This is a genomic window from Ruminococcus sp. BSD2780120874_150323_B10 (assembly GCF_015553695.1).
Classification (GTDB): domain Bacteria; phylum Bacillota; class Clostridia; order Oscillospirales; family Acutalibacteraceae; genus Ruminococcoides; species Ruminococcoides intestinale_A.
Genome location: NZ_JADNHD010000001.1, coordinates 208,674 through 222,646 on the forward strand (window position 1 = coordinate 208,674; position 13,973 = coordinate 222,646).

Consider the following 13,973-nt stretch of genomic DNA (forward strand, 5'->3'; position numbering starts at 1 on the left):
GTTTATGATATAGTATATTTGTATGCACATAAAAACTTGGAGGGATAATTTTGCAGTATGAATATACCATGCCACAAAATATTTTTGAAGAAAACGGAGAGGTAATGTGTGCCGGTTGGGCCAAAAAACCTTATTTTAATTTTAACAAAGAACTAAGTAAACAGAATAAACACATAAAAGAAAGCGTAAGTTATTTTTTAAGTACGGGAGAAGTTTCGCTTTATATTTCCACAGAAAACTCAGGTCTTGATTTTTACATAAAAATAGCGCTTGCAAATTTAAAAAACGGCAATGTAATTTCCGATTTTGCCTACAAAAAACAACTTCTCGGCAGAACAGAACTTCCCGAAAGCAAAGAGAGCGGACAGCTTGTTTTTTCAGACAAGCGCATTGAATTTGCCGTAGTAAAGGTTAAAAACGAACGCACCGTAAAATGTAACTTCTACGACTTCGGCGGAAAGGCAGATTTAAGTTTTGAATTTAATATAGATGACAAAAGCGGTGATATTTTAGAACAGGTTGCACCGTTTGAGCGTGACAGAAAGTACTTTTATTTCAAACGCTTTATGCCTGTATTCAGCGCAAGCGGCACAATAAAAGTCGGCAAATCACAATATACGCTAAAAGAAGAAAACACCTCTGTTTATATTGACAGCACATATTATTCAAAGCCAAGACTTCACAGCTACCAGCGACTTACAGCAGATTATATGAGAGGCGAAAACCGTTTTTCGCTTAATCTCGCAAGCAGAGTCGGCGACAACCGCAACGGCAGTGAGAACAGCTTTTTCCTTAACGGAGAATTGCACAAGTTATATAAAATCGAAGTAAAAAATAATGACGGCAGAATTGACCGTCCGTGGTACTTTAAAGGCGGAATTGAAGCAGTCGACATAACATTTAAACCTAACAAAATCGGCGATAAAGCTATGGTTGCACAGATGGACAACACTTCCGTCACATTCGGCGTATTGTTCGGCAAACTTAAGCGTTACGATTATGACGCACCGCTTGTACTTGACAATATTCCCGCACATATGGTATTTAATGAATTTTAATAACAAAAACAGCCTTGACCGTATTTTCACATACAATCAAGGCTGTAATTTTTTTAAATTATTTTCTTATGTTCTGCTTTTTGTTGTCGTCAGAAGAATCTTTTGTAAATCGTGCAACTATAGCAATGGTTGTCAAAAATGAGATAAGAAGATAAATGAGAATTGAAAGTATGGCACCAAGGCTCATTGCAACACCTGCAATAGCAAGTATGGCCACAATGCCTGCCGCACAACAAAGTAAAGATACTATATTTTTTATGTTTCTCTCTCTGTCAAAAAGGCAAAAGAAAAATCCGATTACCGGTATAATAATTAAAATAGGAGTGTACATTACATAATTTAAAAATGCATCTCCGAGAGTACCGTCTGCAGTACCGCCGATAAATGACATAAGGTCAAGCACCGAGTAAGAGAAAAATTTGCCGTCTGTAGTTGCACCCTGAATATACGGCATAGAACATAACATAACTAATAATGCATAAAAAATACATTGTGCAATTCTAAATCTTTTTCTTGTTTTGTTTTCAGGAATTTTAAGCATTTATATCCTCCGAAATACGAGTATTCAAACACACAGTGCCGAACACCTCAATTTATTGTTGTAAAATTAATTATAACACATAATTTTCAGTTGCACAATAGACAATTTTGTGATATACTTAATACAGTTTTGTACAAAGTCCTGCAAAACAGAACTGAAAGGAGCCTATTTATGAGCTATATTAACGAATCAGTAATTTACAATATATATCCACTCGGCTGGTGCGGAGCACCAAAACAAAATGACGGTCAGCTTGTTTACCGACTCGACAAGATTTATGATTGGATTCCTCATTTAAAAAAAATGAGCATTAACTGCATTGTTTTTAATCCGCTTTTTGAAAGCAGTTTTCACGGATACGATACAATCGACTACAAAAAGGTTGACTGTCGTTTGGGTGATAATGAATCCTTTAAAAAAATTTGTAAAACATTGCACGAAAACGGCATCAAAATCATTCTTGACGGTGTATTTAACCATGTTGGCAGAGATTTCTTTGCTTTTAAAGATGTACAGCAGAATTTACAAAATTCACAGTATTGCGGCTGGTTCCAAAATCTCGGATTTTGGGGTTCAAGTCCAAAAGGAGATCCGTTCACATATGAGGGTTGGGCAGGTCACTATGACCTTGTTAAACTCAATTTGCAGAATCAGGATGTAGTAAACTACCTTCTCGGTGCGGCTGAATTTTGGATTGACGAATTTGACATTGACGGACTTCGTCTTGACGCTGCCGATGTAATTGACATAGAATTTTTCAAAAAATTAAGAAATACCTGCAAATCTAAAAAGCCTGATTTTTGGCTTTACGGTGAACTTACACACGGCGACTACAATCATTGGGCAAACAGTGAAACCCTTGATTCCGCAACAAACTACGAGTGTTACAAGGGTATTTATTCAAGCCACAACGACCATAATTATTTTGAAATTGCACATTCGCTTAACCGTCAGTTTGCAAACGGCGGTATTTACAGAAACATTTACACCTACAACTTTGTAGATAACCACGATGTAAACAGAATTGCAAGCTCATTAAAGGACAAAAATCACCTTAATAATGTTTATACCCTTATGTACACAATGCCGGGTGTACCGTCAATTTACTATGGCAGTGAATACGGCATTGAGGGTATGAGAACAAACCACAGCGATTACGAACTTCGTCCTTGTCTTGACCTTGACAGTATTCCGAATCCAAACTATCAGCTATTTGACCATATTGTAAAACTCGGCAAAATCAGACTTGCACTTGAGGCTTTGAAGTACGGCGACTTTGCAAATGTAAAAATTATGAACGAAAAGCTCGTTTATAAAAGATGGACAAATAATCAGACTGTATTTGTTGCATTCAACCTTACAGACCATGATGAATGGATAGATTTTGACACAGGCTGCAACGCAAAACTTACAGATGTTTTAAACGATAACGAGGTTATTGATGTAAACGGTTACTACAATCTTTATATGAAACCGTATTCTGCAAGAATTTTGGTTGTAAACGACGGCAGCTTTAAAGTTGATTTTTCTGATAATTCTACAGAAGAAATTACAAAACCTGTCGAAAATACAGAATCAACAGATGCACAGGTTGAGGAACAGCATTTTTACACAGAAGTAAAGCCGGGTAAATACAGACATTTCAAGGGAAATGAATATGAAGTTATCGGTACTGCTCTGCACAGCGAAACAGGAGAAAAACTCGTAGTTTACAAAGCGCTTTACAATGACGGCGGACTTTGGGTAAGACCTTACGATATGTTCAAAGAAATCATTGAAAAAGACGGCAAAAAAATTCAGAGATTCACTCCGATTGATTAATACTTTATAAAAACTAAGCCGACCAACAAGCTTATAATTGCTTATTGGTCGGCTTTAAAATTGACTTTTTTGCATATTATAGAATTATTTTTCCTGTAAATACTTTTCTATCAATTTCGGTTGTATCAACGGATATGTCCAGTTCTCAGGCAATTCGTCCATAAGAACCACTTTCTCCATTTCACTATGTAATTCTTTCGCAAACTCTGTTATCTCTGCAAAACAAAGCAGTCCAAACGTTTCTTCACCTGTATCATTTACTCTGGTTTTACCTGTTACTGAATAAACACAGATTGGCTTTATCTCAAATCTGACTGCACCTGTTTCTTCCTGCAATTCTCTTTTAGCAGTTTCAAGAATATTCTCACCGGCTTCTCTATGTCCTCCCGGTACTTCATATGTATCTCTTTCTTTATGCTTGCAAAATACCCACTTGCCGTTACTCTGTGAGATTACTACTGCAAATCTCAATAGTTCATCATTAACTGTATCATAAAATTTTACTTTCAACATATTTTCTCTCCATTTACATATCTATAATATTTCATTCTCAATAAAATCCGCAATACCATCTTCATCATTTGAACCAATTACAATATCAGCTCTCTCTTTCACTTCGTCAATTGCATTCCCCATTGCAACACCTATTCCACATAATTCCAGCATCCCAATATCCGCATAGTCATCTCCAAAAACAATAATTGAATCTATACTAAATCCACATACTTCCGTAATCTTTATAATTGCGTTTTCTTTCGTCACATTCTTTTTTGTGAACTTGTACCAAAATCCATCAGAGAAACGAATACAATCACAATCAGAGAGTCTATGAGCTAATTCATCTGCTTTATCTTGATTAAATATTTCAACACACATTTTCAATGAACATTCGTTAAAATCCGAAAAATCTGTATAAATACTATCTCCCCAGCTCTTATCCAACTTCTTAGGATCTATTTTATAATTCCAATAATGTGCATCTATTGTGTCTATCGTAATTTCGCAATCATTTCCACAAATATTTCTTGCCATGTCAATCATCACATTCGTTTCTTCTTCGGAAAATTCTGCCCTATAAATATATTCTGTTTTGTATTTTACCAATGCCCCTCCACTCGATATTAAAATATCGGGCATTAATTCATTTAAATACACTAAAGAATTCTGTTCACTTCTAGAGGTAGAGACACCTATCAATATATCATTTTCCTTGCATTTTTTTAGAGCTAATAATGTTTTACTTGACATTGTTTTGTCACTCTGTAATAAAGTTCCGTCTAAATCAAATAATAGAAGTTTGCATTTCTTCATATCATTTTTCCTTTCCGTTCTTCTCAATAATTACATTTGCATTAATTACTCTCTCCCACAAACAGAGTCATTTGATAAAGCAAATGCCGGAAACTCGCATAAATTTAGGTTTTCGGCATTTTAATCCATTATTTCAACTCAACAATAGTTACGCCGCTTTCGCCCTCGCCGAAAACTCCGAGTCTAAAACTTTTGACGGCTTTATGAGTTCTAAGGAATGATTGAATTTCTCTTCTTAATACGCCTGTACCCTTGCCGTGAATAATAGTAAGTTGGTTAATATTCATAAGCACCGCATTGTCGATTGCCTTATCAACAATCATAATTGCGTCAAAGGCGGTTTCGCCACGAACATCCACTTCCGTAGTCGGGCGAACATCAAGAGTACTGTGTACATTTCTTTTTGCGGAATACTGCGGTGGCTGTTGCTTTTTCTCTTTAATAAGTCGGAGATTATCAATTTTCACTCTTGTTTTTATAATGCCTGCCTGCACAAGAACCATTCCGTCTTTTGTCGGCGGCGCAAGTACGGTTGCGTTTTTGTCAATGTCAAAAATAAGCACACTGTCGCCTACCTTAAGCGGCCTTGGCAATTTGTACTTTTCGCCGTCCGACTGTTTTTTCATAACAGGGTCAGCATTATTTTCCATTGTATTGAGATTCTTTTTGAGCTTTGCACGAGCCTCGGCAGACATCTCTTTTGCCTTTCGTGCCTTATCAAGTTCTTCCACCAAAGCGTCAGCCTGCGCTCTTGTCCTCGAAATAATGCGCTGTGCCTCTTGTTTTGCTCTCTCAATTTCACGCTCGGCATTCTCTTTTGCTCTGCGAATTTCATTTTCCGCCTTTTGCTTTTCTGTGTTTGCTTTTGCGGTGAGGCGGTTTGCGTTTTCAATCTGCTTTTCAAGGCTTTGTCTGCGTTTTTCAAGAGTACCGACAACATCTTCAAACTGTCGGCTTTCGCTTGAAACAAGTTCTTTTGCTCTCTCAACAATTTCATCATCCATACCGAGCCTTTTTGTGATTGCAAAAGCATTACTCTTACCGGGCACGCCAATCAAAAGTCTGTATGTCGGTCTTAAAGTTGTAACATCAAATTCACAGCAAGCATTTTCTACGCCCTCGGTACGCAAAGCATATTCCTTAAGCTCTGCATAGTGAGTAGTGCTCGCAATTTTTGCGTGTTTATCCCTTAATTTTTCAAGAATTGAAATTGCAAGCGCCGCACCCTCGACAGGGTCGGTACCAGCACCGAGTTCATCTATCAGTACAAGCGAACCTGCATTTGCGATTTTTATAATCTGAATAATATTTGTCATATGTGCCGAGAATGTAGACAGCGACTGCTCAATACTCTGCTCATCGCCTATATCTACAAGCACCCTTCGAAATACCGAAAGCTCGCTGTTGTCTGCGCACGGCACAAGAAGTCCGCACATAGCCATAAGTGTGAGCAAACCGAGAGTTTTTAATGTAACGGTCTTACCGCCTGTATTAGGGCCTGTGATTACAAGTGTATCAAAATTCTTTCCGAGAACAATATCAACAGGCACAACCTTATCTTTATCTATAATCGGGTGTCTTGCCTGCTTTAAATCTACAATACCTCTGTCATTCATAATCGGCATTGAGGCTCTCATATTATACGCAAGGTTTGCCTTTGCAAATACAAAATTAAGTATAGCAAGGTTTTTGTAGCTTGCTATGATTGCGTCTGCGAAATCTCCTGCATTTGCGGAAAGCTCAAACAAAATTCTTTCGATTTCGTCATCTTCCTTTGAACGCAAAAGTTTTATATCATTATTTGCCTGCACAACGCCCATCGGTTCAATAAATACCGTAGCACCGCTTGCCGAAGTATCGTGCACAAGTCCCGGAACATTGCCCCTGCATTCACTTCTTACAGGCACAACATATCTGCCGTCACGCTGAGTTACGATAGCGTCCTGCAAATACTTAAGATATTGTGTGCTGTGAATAATTTTATCAAGCACTTCTCTTGCCTTTGAGGATGCTGTACGAATTTTTCTGCGTATATCCGCAAGCGTTGAACTTGCTTTATCGGAAATTTCGTCCTCGCTTATAATAGCGTTTGTAATTTTCTCTTCAAGAAATTTATTCGACACAAGACCGCTGAAATATCCGTCAAGTGTAGTTTCCGTAGATGCAAATTTTGAATGCCATTCCTTTACGGAACGGATAATTCTAAGCGTTTCGGCAATCTGTAAAAGCTCGCCTGTAGAAAGACAGCCGCCCGCCTCTGCTCTGCGTAATGCATTTGCACAATTTTTTGCACCGCCAAAGGACGGTGTGCCGTATTTTCCGCTTAAAACAACCGCATCATCGGTTTGTTTTAACAATTTTTTAACTTTTTCAAGTTCAAACTGCGGTTCAAGCGACAACGCCATTTCTTTAGCGTCATCAATACTTGTCTGATCCGCAAGTAATTTTAAAATCTTGTCAAGTTCAAGAGTTTTATAATGTCTGTTCATATAATCATACCTAAATTAACTTATAGTTTTATAAAAATTAAGCGTTGAAAAATCCTTTTCAAACATATATTTTAAATAATTTTCGCTCGCCTCGTTAAGTACATCAAGGTCGCTTTCAGGTAATGCAAAAGAAAAAAGTTTATTGTCATCGGCATAAACAGTATGCCTTAAAGCCGTGAGAGATGAACGGTTTAGCAAAATCTTCATATCTCCGTTTTCACGGTGACAATCCGCACATTCAATAGTACCGCTTTTGGGAAGAAAAAGCATATTGTCACACAAATATTCGCCGCAAATTCTGCACATTCTAAGGTCAGGCATATATCCCGCAAGACTTGCAAGGCGCATTTCAAGGCACGGTTTAATAAGCTGTGGCGAACGCTTATTTTCCGACAAAAGATATAAGGAATTTAAAATTAATTTCAAAAATTCCTCCGAATTTTGCTCACGGGGACAAATTGTAATTGCAAGCTCGCAAAAATACTGTGCAAGGCAGGTTTTTACAACATCTCCCCTAAGTTTTGAAAAAATCCTTTCGGGAATCGCATCACCGATTATGTAGCTCTCCCGACCTTTATACACGGTAAGTCGGGAGTATGTGAGTAAGGAGGTAGCCGCACACTTTTGATTTTTAATATTTTTAGCGCCACGGACAAAAGCCTTGATAATGCCGTTGGTTGCGGTCAGAGCGTGAACGAGTTTATCCTGTTCACCTATATTTTGCTCTTTCACTATCAGCCCCATCGTCTGGAATTTCATCGGTTTCCTCCCTGAGAATTGTATCTGCGCCCAAATCTTTGGTATCCTGAATACTTTTATACCTTAAATAATCGAGCACATTGCCTGTTGTAAAAAATGCATTCCACATATACCATTCATCCATAAAAAACACCTCCGATTGTAGTGTTTCACAAATGAACGAATTTATATTATGAAAATTATTACAACTGTGTTTTTTGGAATTTTTTCTCATAAAAAACAATAGTCATATTATCATGCAGCTGTTCTTCTTTGCCTGTTCTCAAATATCCGAGCTTTTCATATAAATAGCACAATTTTTTCTCTTGCTTTATGGTATCAAGTGTAAAGCAACTGATATTTTTATAAGCTTCCTCAATGCACTTCATAGCAAGCTGTGCATAACCGTAATTTTGAAATTGCGGAAGTATAAACAAAGGTGAAATTCGCCTTGTGCTTTTATCAATTTCAACAATCCTTACAGCACCTATTATTTCTTCATCTTTCATAATAAAATAATATTTTGTAAAAGGTTGCCGAAATTTGTTCTGTATTACTTCTACCGTTTCACAAGCAGGGTTTGTATCATAATCACGATACCTTGTTAAAATATCATAAAAAGCTATTCTTTGCATATCACAAATTTTTTGGCAATCTGCAAAATCCGCTAATTTTATATATATGCTCATCAGTCAAAATTACTTTCGTCAAAGCCAAAGTTCTGCAAAAGCTGGGCACGATTACGCCAATCTTCTTTTACTTTTATCCACACCTGCAAAAATACTTTGCAATCAAAAAATCTTTCCATATCCTGTCTTGCAAATGTGCTGATTTTCTTTAGCATTGCACCGTTTTTGCCGATAAGAATACGCTTATGCGACTCTTTTTCGCAGAAAATTGTTGCGTCAATGTCGAGTATGCCGTTATCTCTTGTTTTCATTTTTTCAATAACAACGGCTGTACCGTGCGGAATTTCGGCATTGCAAAGTCTTAAAATTTTCTCTCTGATAATTTCAGAGGCAATAACTCTTTCAGGTTGGTCTGTAAGAGTATCGTCTTCAAAGAAATGACCACCCTCGCTTGCCTGCTTTTTAAGCTCTTCAAGCAATTCGTTCATACCGTTGCCGTCACTTGCGCTGACAGGAACAATAGCCTCAAAATCATAGAGTTTGCTGTACTCAAGAATTTGTTTCATCAATATTTCTTTATCCTTAATCATATCAATTTTATTGATAACAAGGATTGCGGGCATACCGAGAGCCTTAAATTTATCAATAAAGTCAAGTTCGGTCTGTACGGGGCTTTTATCCGCCTCAACAACAAGCATACAGCAGTCAACGCCTCCGACAGACTCGTTTACGGAACGAACCATATACTTGCCAAGTGAATTTTTCGGCTTGTGCATACCCGGTGTATCAAAGAAAACAATCTGATACTCGCCCTCTGTAAGAACACCTGTAATTCTGTTTCTTGTAGTCTGTGGTTTGCTTGACACAATTGCAATTTTCGTGCCGAGAAGTCTGTTTAATATTGAACTTTTACCGACATTCGGTCTGCCGACTATGGCAATAAAAGCTGATTTATCATTTGTATTCATAAATTTCTCCGTTTTAAAAAATTAGGGGCAAGCAAAATGCATTACCCCTTTGTTAAATGTCTGTTTTTTAATTTTATAAATTTTTCTTTAATTCCCACAGGTCCAAGCACAACAAAAAATGCTGAAATCACCGCAGAAATCAAAAGAAATATAAGGTAAAGCAAATTTTCGGCAAAAAAGGTAAATATAGTGTTAATTACATTAAAATCAAGAAAAAATATACACGCAATCACTGCCGCACCCAACGCAACTGTAAGCACTGCTCCGGCAGCCGCATCCTTGGCAAACTTAACAAGAGGTTCGTATCTGTCGGCAACAAGACCGCACAAATCCTCTACGCAAGTATTGACCGTTTCAAGCGCCATAACCGAAGTTATCAGCAAAACAAGTACAGCGTATTGCGTAGGCGAAAAGGAATAAAACATTGAAAACAGCATAACATAAATTCCTGCCACAATATGAAATCTCATATGCGACTCGCTGTTTATTGTTCTTATAATTCCTTTAAACGCACATTTAAAACCGAAAATCTGTTTCTTCATAGTTTAATCAAGCCATATCGTCATCAACTATGTAGCTTGAAGATGCTGGAAGTCCGAGCTGTTCCATAATAAGCTCCTCTTTCTCACGCATACGAACTCTCTCCATATTATCAATATGGTCATAACCGAGAAGATGAAGTACACTGTGTGCTGTAAGATAACCTACCTCACGCTGGAAGCTGTGGCCGTAAAGCTCAGCCTGATCTCTTGCTTTTTCCATAGAAATTACAACATCGCCGAGAATCTGTGCGCCTGTTTCAATATCTTTGTCATACACACCGTTTTCACCCATTGGGAAAGAAAGTACATCAGTTTCAATGTCTTTATCTCTGTACTGCTTGTTAAGCTCCTTAATCTGTGCATTATCAACAAATGTTACGCTGATTTCAGCCGGTCCTTCAAATTTTTCAAGTTTTAATACGGCGTTACAGCAGCGTCTTACAAGCATTCGGATACCTGTTGGAATTTTAACAGCTTTTTGTTTGTTTGTGATTACTACTCTGATTTTGTTATCTGGCATTTTGCTCAAATCCTTCCGTATTATTTTTCAATTTATTAAAATAAATTAAATTTGTTTATCAGTCACGATCTCTCGTGTTCTCATACTTTGCATAGGCTTTAATAATATCCTGAACAAGTTTATGACGCACAACATCTTTTTCGTCAAAGCGGCAGCAACCTATGCCGTCAATATTTTTAAGGATTTTTATACAATCCTTAAGACCGCTTTTAGCACCCCTCGGTAAGTCGATCTGGGTAATATCACCTGTGATTACCATTTTTGAGTTAAAGCCGAGTCTTGTTAAAAACATCTTCATCTGCTCGCAAGTGGTGTTCTGCGCCTCATCAAGAATTATAAAGCTGTCATCAAGAGTTCTGCCTCGCATATAAGCAAGAGGCGCAACCTCAATATTGCCACGCTCTACATACTTTTGATAGGTTTCGGCACCGAGCATATCAAACAAAGCGTCATATAAAGGTCTTAAGTACGGGTCAACTTTGCTTTGCAAATCGCCGGGCAAAAATCCCAACTTCTCACCCGCCTCAACCGCAGGTCTTGTAAGAATAATTCTGTTTACAATCTTACTGCGAAAAGCCGTTACTGCCATAGCAACCGCAAGGTAAGTCTTACCTGTACCGGCAGGTCCTACACCTATAGTTATTGTGTTATTCGCAATAGTTGTGCAATATTTTTTCTGACCTATGGTTTTAGGTTTAATCGGTTTACCTTTTGAAGTAATACAAATACAGTCGCCAGCAAGCTGTTCAATCTTATCTTCGCTGCCTTCGTTGACGAGCGAAATACAATAGCGTACATTCTGCTCGGAAAGCGCTTCTCCTCTGTTGATAAGCTGTAAAAGGCTGTCTATTACCTTACCGGCTTTAGATACATTTTCAGCTTCTCCGTCTATTTTAAGCTCGCTGTCACGACTGACAACCTTTACCGTAAATTCTTTTTCAATCAGTTTAATATTTTCGTCAAAACTGCCAAAAAGTGCAACGGCATTTTCCATTCTGTCAATGCTTATTATTTGTTCCGTAAAATCAAACCCTCGATAAACAAAATTTATATTTAAATTATAACACAATATTTATAAAAAAACTTATTAAATATAGCTTTTTTTACTAAAAAATTAAATTTTGTTAGATTTGACGAATATACAAGTCGGTATTTATGCATTATTTGTATTTTTTCACTTTTTACAATTAGTTATATTTGATAATTACTTGACAAAAAGTATTTTATAGTATATAATAGCACAAGTGTAAAGAAAACAGCTTTACACCTAAACACAGTTTGAAGCGGTGGGAGCATTTATTATGGAAAAAAATGTAGAAGTATCCTTACTTTTTGATTTCTACGGTGAATTGCTTAAACCGTCATGCAGACAGGCAATTGACCTGTATTACAACGAAGATTTGTCGCTTGCAGAGATTGCTGCGCAGACAGGCATTACCCGTCAGGGTGTGCGTGACAGTATAAAACGCAGTGAAGAAAAGCTTTTTGAACTCGAAGAAAAGCTCGGACTTTTTAAAAGATTTGTTCAGCTTGAGAACGGACTTGACAAAATCGCATCTCTTTCGGAACAGATTTATAAAAACTCTGCTGATGACATAACAAAAAAGCTTGCACTCGAAATCAATCGAACGGCAGGCACACTCAAAGAATGAAGGAGTGTATTTATGGCTTTTGAAGGACTTTCAGAAAAGCTAAGTAATGCTTTTAAAAAATTAAAGAATAAAGGTAAGCTCTCAGAGAACGATGTTAAGGAAGCTATGCGAGAAGTCAGACTTGCTTTGCTCGAGGCTGATGTAAACTACAAAGTAGCTAAAGAACTTACCGCAAAAATCACAGAAAGAGCCGTTGGTCAGGATGTAATGGAAAGCCTTACTCCGGGTCAGATGGTTGTTAAAATTGTAAACGAAGAGCTTACAGAACTTATGGGCGGCGACAATGCAAGAATTGAGTTTGCATCTAAACCGCCAACAGTAATTATGCTCTGCGGCTTGCAGGGTTCAGGTAAAACTACCCACGCCGCAAAACTTGCACTTATGCTTAAAAATCAGAATCACAGACCGTTGCTTGTCGCTTGTGATATTTACAGACCTGCCGCTATTGACCAGTTAAAGGTTGTAGGTGCAAAGGCAGGAGTGCCTGTATTTGAAAGAGGTACTCAAAATCCTGTAAAGACAGCCAAAGAGGCAATCAGAAACGCCAAAGACTACGGCAATGATGTCGTTATTCTTGATACCGCAGGTCGTTTGCACATTGACGAAGAGCTTATGGATGAGCTTAAGAATGTAAAGGCTGAAGTTGAGCCTAACGAGATTTTACTCGTTATCGACTCAATGACAGGTCAGGATGCGGTTAATGTTGCAAAATCATTTAACGAAAAACTTGAGATTTCAGGTGTAATTCTTACAAAACTTGACGGTGATACCCGTGGCGGTGCAGCACTTTCGGTAAAGGCCGTAACAGGCAAGCCTATTAAATTTGCAGGTACGGGCGAAAAACTTGAAGATATTGAAGTATTCCATCCTGATCGTATGGCAAGCCGTATTCTCGGTATGGGTGATGTTCTTACCCTTATTGAAGACGCTCAAAACAAGATTGATCAGGACAAAGCCGAAGAAATGGCTAAAAAGATGATGAGCAATAAGTTTGATTTCAATGATCTTAATGATCAGTTTGCTCAAATCAAAAAGATGGGCCCTTTAAAAGGTATTTTGGCAAAAATCCCCGGCATTGCAAATCAGCTTGACAACATAAATATTGATGACAGACAGATTGACTGGACACAGGCTATCATACTTTCGATGACACCTGAAGAAAGATCAAATCCTTCCCTGCTCAATCCTTCAAGAAAAAGAAGAATTGCAGCCGGTTCAGGCAGAAGTGTTGAAGAAGTCAACAGACTTATCAAACAGCTTGAGCAAATGCAAAAGATGATGAAACAACTTAAAAACAAAACAAAAGGCACTAAGGGCGGCAAAAAAAGAAAAATGAAAAAGCTCCCGGGTCTTGGCGGAATGCCTATGAGCAATCTTCCAAAAAACTAACACACATTCAACCAAATAAAATTTGGTGAATATAGATTTATAACATTTACGGAGGTAAAGAAAATGGCAGTTAAAATCAGACTTAGAAGAATGGGTTCAAAGAAAGCACCTTTTTACAGAGTAGTAGTAGCAGATTCAAGATATCCAAGAAACGGTCGTTTCATTGAAGAAATCGGCACATACGATATTCTTAAGAAGCCATCAGAGTTCAATGTTGACGCAGAAGCTGTTAAGAAGTGGATTGCTAACGGTGCTCAGCCAACTGACACAGTTAAGGCTCTTCTTAAGAAGAACGGCATTATTGAATAATCAGTC

At 37.7% G+C, this 13,973-nt stretch carries 16 protein-coding genes; 5 read left to right on the plus strand and 11 right to left on the minus strand.

The annotated features are described in order from the left end of the window. Positions 1 to 50: 50 nt before the first annotated feature. Positions 51 to 1,058: a DUF2804 family protein gene (locus I2E21_RS01035; RefSeq protein ID WP_195410118.1), complete on the plus strand. Its 1,008-nt coding sequence runs from the start codon at positions 51 to 53 to the stop codon at positions 1,056 to 1,058. Positions 1,059 to 1,116: 58 nt separating this feature from the next. On the opposite strand, the gene I2E21_RS01040 is transcribed toward I2E21_RS01035, so the two are convergent. Beyond that, a complete protein-coding gene (locus tag I2E21_RS01040) occupies positions 1,117 to 1,599 on the minus strand; it encodes a hypothetical protein (protein ID WP_195410119.1) in 483 nt (160 codons plus the stop codon). 171 nt (positions 1,600 to 1,770) lie between these two features. Here I2E21_RS01040 and I2E21_RS01045 point away from each other — a divergent pair, with 171 nt between their 5' ends. After that, positions 1,771 to 3,420: a DUF1653 domain-containing protein gene (locus I2E21_RS01045; RefSeq protein WP_195410120.1), complete on the plus strand. Its 1,650-nt coding sequence runs from the start codon at positions 1,771 to 1,773 to the stop codon at positions 3,418 to 3,420. An 84-nt stretch (positions 3,421 to 3,504) separates the two neighbouring features. On the opposite strand, the gene I2E21_RS01050 is transcribed toward I2E21_RS01045, so the two are convergent. From I2E21_RS01050 to I2E21_RS01095, 10 genes are all read right to left on the minus strand, one after another. After that, positions 3,505 to 3,933 (minus strand): NUDIX domain-containing protein, encoded by a 429-nt coding sequence (locus tag I2E21_RS01050; protein WP_022235358.1) that lies wholly within the window; start codon positions 3,931 to 3,933, stop codon positions 3,505 to 3,507. Between the two features lie 21 nt (positions 3,934 to 3,954). Further along, on the minus strand, positions 3,955 to 4,731 hold the full coding sequence (locus I2E21_RS01055; RefSeq protein WP_195410121.1) for a Cof-type HAD-IIB family hydrolase: 777 nt from the start codon (positions 4,729 to 4,731) through the stop codon (positions 3,955 to 3,957). Positions 4,732 to 4,859: 128 nt separating this feature from the next. Further along, positions 4,860 to 7,220 (minus strand): endonuclease MutS2, encoded by a 2,361-nt coding sequence (locus I2E21_RS01060; protein WP_195410122.1) that lies wholly within the window; start codon positions 7,218 to 7,220, stop codon positions 4,860 to 4,862. A 15-nt stretch (positions 7,221 to 7,235) separates the two neighbouring features. Then, a complete protein-coding gene (gene recO, locus I2E21_RS01065; protein WP_195410123.1) occupies positions 7,236 to 7,979 on the minus strand; it encodes a DNA repair protein RecO in 744 nt (247 codons plus the stop codon). Next, on the minus strand, positions 7,930 to 8,103 hold the full coding sequence (locus I2E21_RS01070) for a hypothetical protein (protein ID WP_022235354.1): 174 nt from the start codon (positions 8,101 to 8,103) through the stop codon (positions 7,930 to 7,932). The genes recO and I2E21_RS01070 overlap by 50 nt, the downstream gene beginning before the upstream one ends. A gap of 58 nt (positions 8,104 to 8,161) precedes the next feature. Next, a complete protein-coding gene (locus I2E21_RS01075) occupies positions 8,162 to 8,647 on the minus strand; it encodes a GNAT family N-acetyltransferase (RefSeq protein ID WP_117705881.1) in 486 nt (161 codons plus the stop codon). Next, positions 8,647 to 9,555: a GTPase Era gene (era, locus tag I2E21_RS01080; RefSeq protein ID WP_195410124.1), complete on the minus strand. Its 909-nt coding sequence runs from the start codon at positions 9,553 to 9,555 to the stop codon at positions 8,647 to 8,649. Before era ends, I2E21_RS01075 begins: the two co-directional genes overlap by 1 nt. A gap of 41 nt (positions 9,556 to 9,596) precedes the next feature. Then, a complete protein-coding gene (locus I2E21_RS01085; protein WP_022235352.1) occupies positions 9,597 to 10,097 on the minus strand; it encodes a diacylglycerol kinase family protein in 501 nt (166 codons plus the stop codon). Between the two features lie 7 nt (positions 10,098 to 10,104). After that, on the minus strand, positions 10,105 to 10,617 hold the full coding sequence (ybeY, locus tag I2E21_RS01090; protein WP_022235351.1) for an rRNA maturation RNase YbeY: 513 nt from the start codon (positions 10,615 to 10,617) through the stop codon (positions 10,105 to 10,107). Between the two features lie 58 nt (positions 10,618 to 10,675). Continuing rightward, a complete protein-coding gene (locus tag I2E21_RS01095) occupies positions 10,676 to 11,611 on the minus strand; it encodes a PhoH family protein (RefSeq protein WP_022235350.1) in 936 nt (311 codons plus the stop codon). Between the two features lie 307 nt (positions 11,612 to 11,918). Here I2E21_RS01095 and ylxM point away from each other — a divergent pair, with 307 nt between their 5' ends. From ylxM to rpsP, 3 genes are all read left to right on the plus strand, one after another. Further along, on the plus strand, positions 11,919 to 12,269 hold the full coding sequence (gene ylxM / locus I2E21_RS01100) for a YlxM family DNA-binding protein (protein WP_195410125.1): 351 nt from the start codon (positions 11,919 to 11,921) through the stop codon (positions 12,267 to 12,269). 12 nt (positions 12,270 to 12,281) lie between these two features. Beyond that, a complete protein-coding gene (gene ffh / locus I2E21_RS01105; protein ID WP_195410126.1) occupies positions 12,282 to 13,658 on the plus strand; it encodes a signal recognition particle protein in 1,377 nt (458 codons plus the stop codon). A gap of 63 nt (positions 13,659 to 13,721) precedes the next feature. After that, on the plus strand, positions 13,722 to 13,967 hold the full coding sequence (rpsP, locus tag I2E21_RS01110) for a 30S ribosomal protein S16 (protein ID WP_022235347.1): 246 nt from the start codon (positions 13,722 to 13,724) through the stop codon (positions 13,965 to 13,967). Positions 13,968 to 13,973: the final 6 nt, after the last annotated feature.

Coding starts and splice junctions, on each gene's coding strand:
- I2E21_RS01040 (WP_195410119.1), bottom strand. CDS start 1,599: ATGCTTAAAATTCCTGAAAACAAAACAAGAAAAAGATTTAGAATTGCA.
- I2E21_RS01045 (WP_195410120.1), top strand. CDS start 1,771: ATGAGCTATATTAACGAATCAGTAATTTACAATATATATCCACTCGGC.
- I2E21_RS01050 (WP_022235358.1), bottom strand. CDS start 3,933: ATGTTGAAAGTAAAATTTTATGATACAGTTAATGATGAACTATTGAGA.
- I2E21_RS01055 (WP_195410121.1), bottom strand. CDS start 4,731: ATGAAGAAATGCAAACTTCTATTATTTGATTTAGACGGAACTTTATTA.
- I2E21_RS01060 (WP_195410122.1), bottom strand. CDS start 7,220: ATGAACAGACATTATAAAACTCTTGAACTTGACAAGATTTTAAAATTA.
- recO (WP_195410123.1), bottom strand. CDS start 7,979: ATGAAATTCCAGACGATGGGGCTGATAGTGAAAGAGCAAAATATAGGT.
- I2E21_RS01070 (WP_022235354.1), bottom strand. CDS start 8,103: ATGGATGAATGGTATATGTGGAATGCATTTTTTACAACAGGCAATGTG.
- I2E21_RS01075 (WP_117705881.1), bottom strand. CDS start 8,647: ATGAGCATATATATAAAATTAGCGGATTTTGCAGATTGCCAAAAAATT.
- era (WP_195410124.1), bottom strand. CDS start 9,555: ATGAATACAAATGATAAATCAGCTTTTATTGCCATAGTCGGCAGACCG.
- I2E21_RS01085 (WP_022235352.1), bottom strand. CDS start 10,097: ATGAAGAAACAGATTTTCGGTTTTAAATGTGCGTTTAAAGGAATTATA.
- ybeY (WP_022235351.1), bottom strand. CDS start 10,617: ATGCCAGATAACAAAATCAGAGTAGTAATCACAAACAAACAAAAAGCT.
- I2E21_RS01095 (WP_022235350.1), bottom strand. CDS start 11,611: ATGGAAAATGCCGTTGCACTTTTTGGCAGTTTTGACGAAAATATTAAA.
- ylxM (WP_195410125.1), top strand. CDS start 11,919: ATGGAAAAAAATGTAGAAGTATCCTTACTTTTTGATTTCTACGGTGAA.
- ffh (WP_195410126.1), top strand. CDS start 12,282: ATGGCTTTTGAAGGACTTTCAGAAAAGCTAAGTAATGCTTTTAAAAAA.
- rpsP (WP_022235347.1), top strand. CDS start 13,722: ATGGCAGTTAAAATCAGACTTAGAAGAATGGGTTCAAAGAAAGCACCT.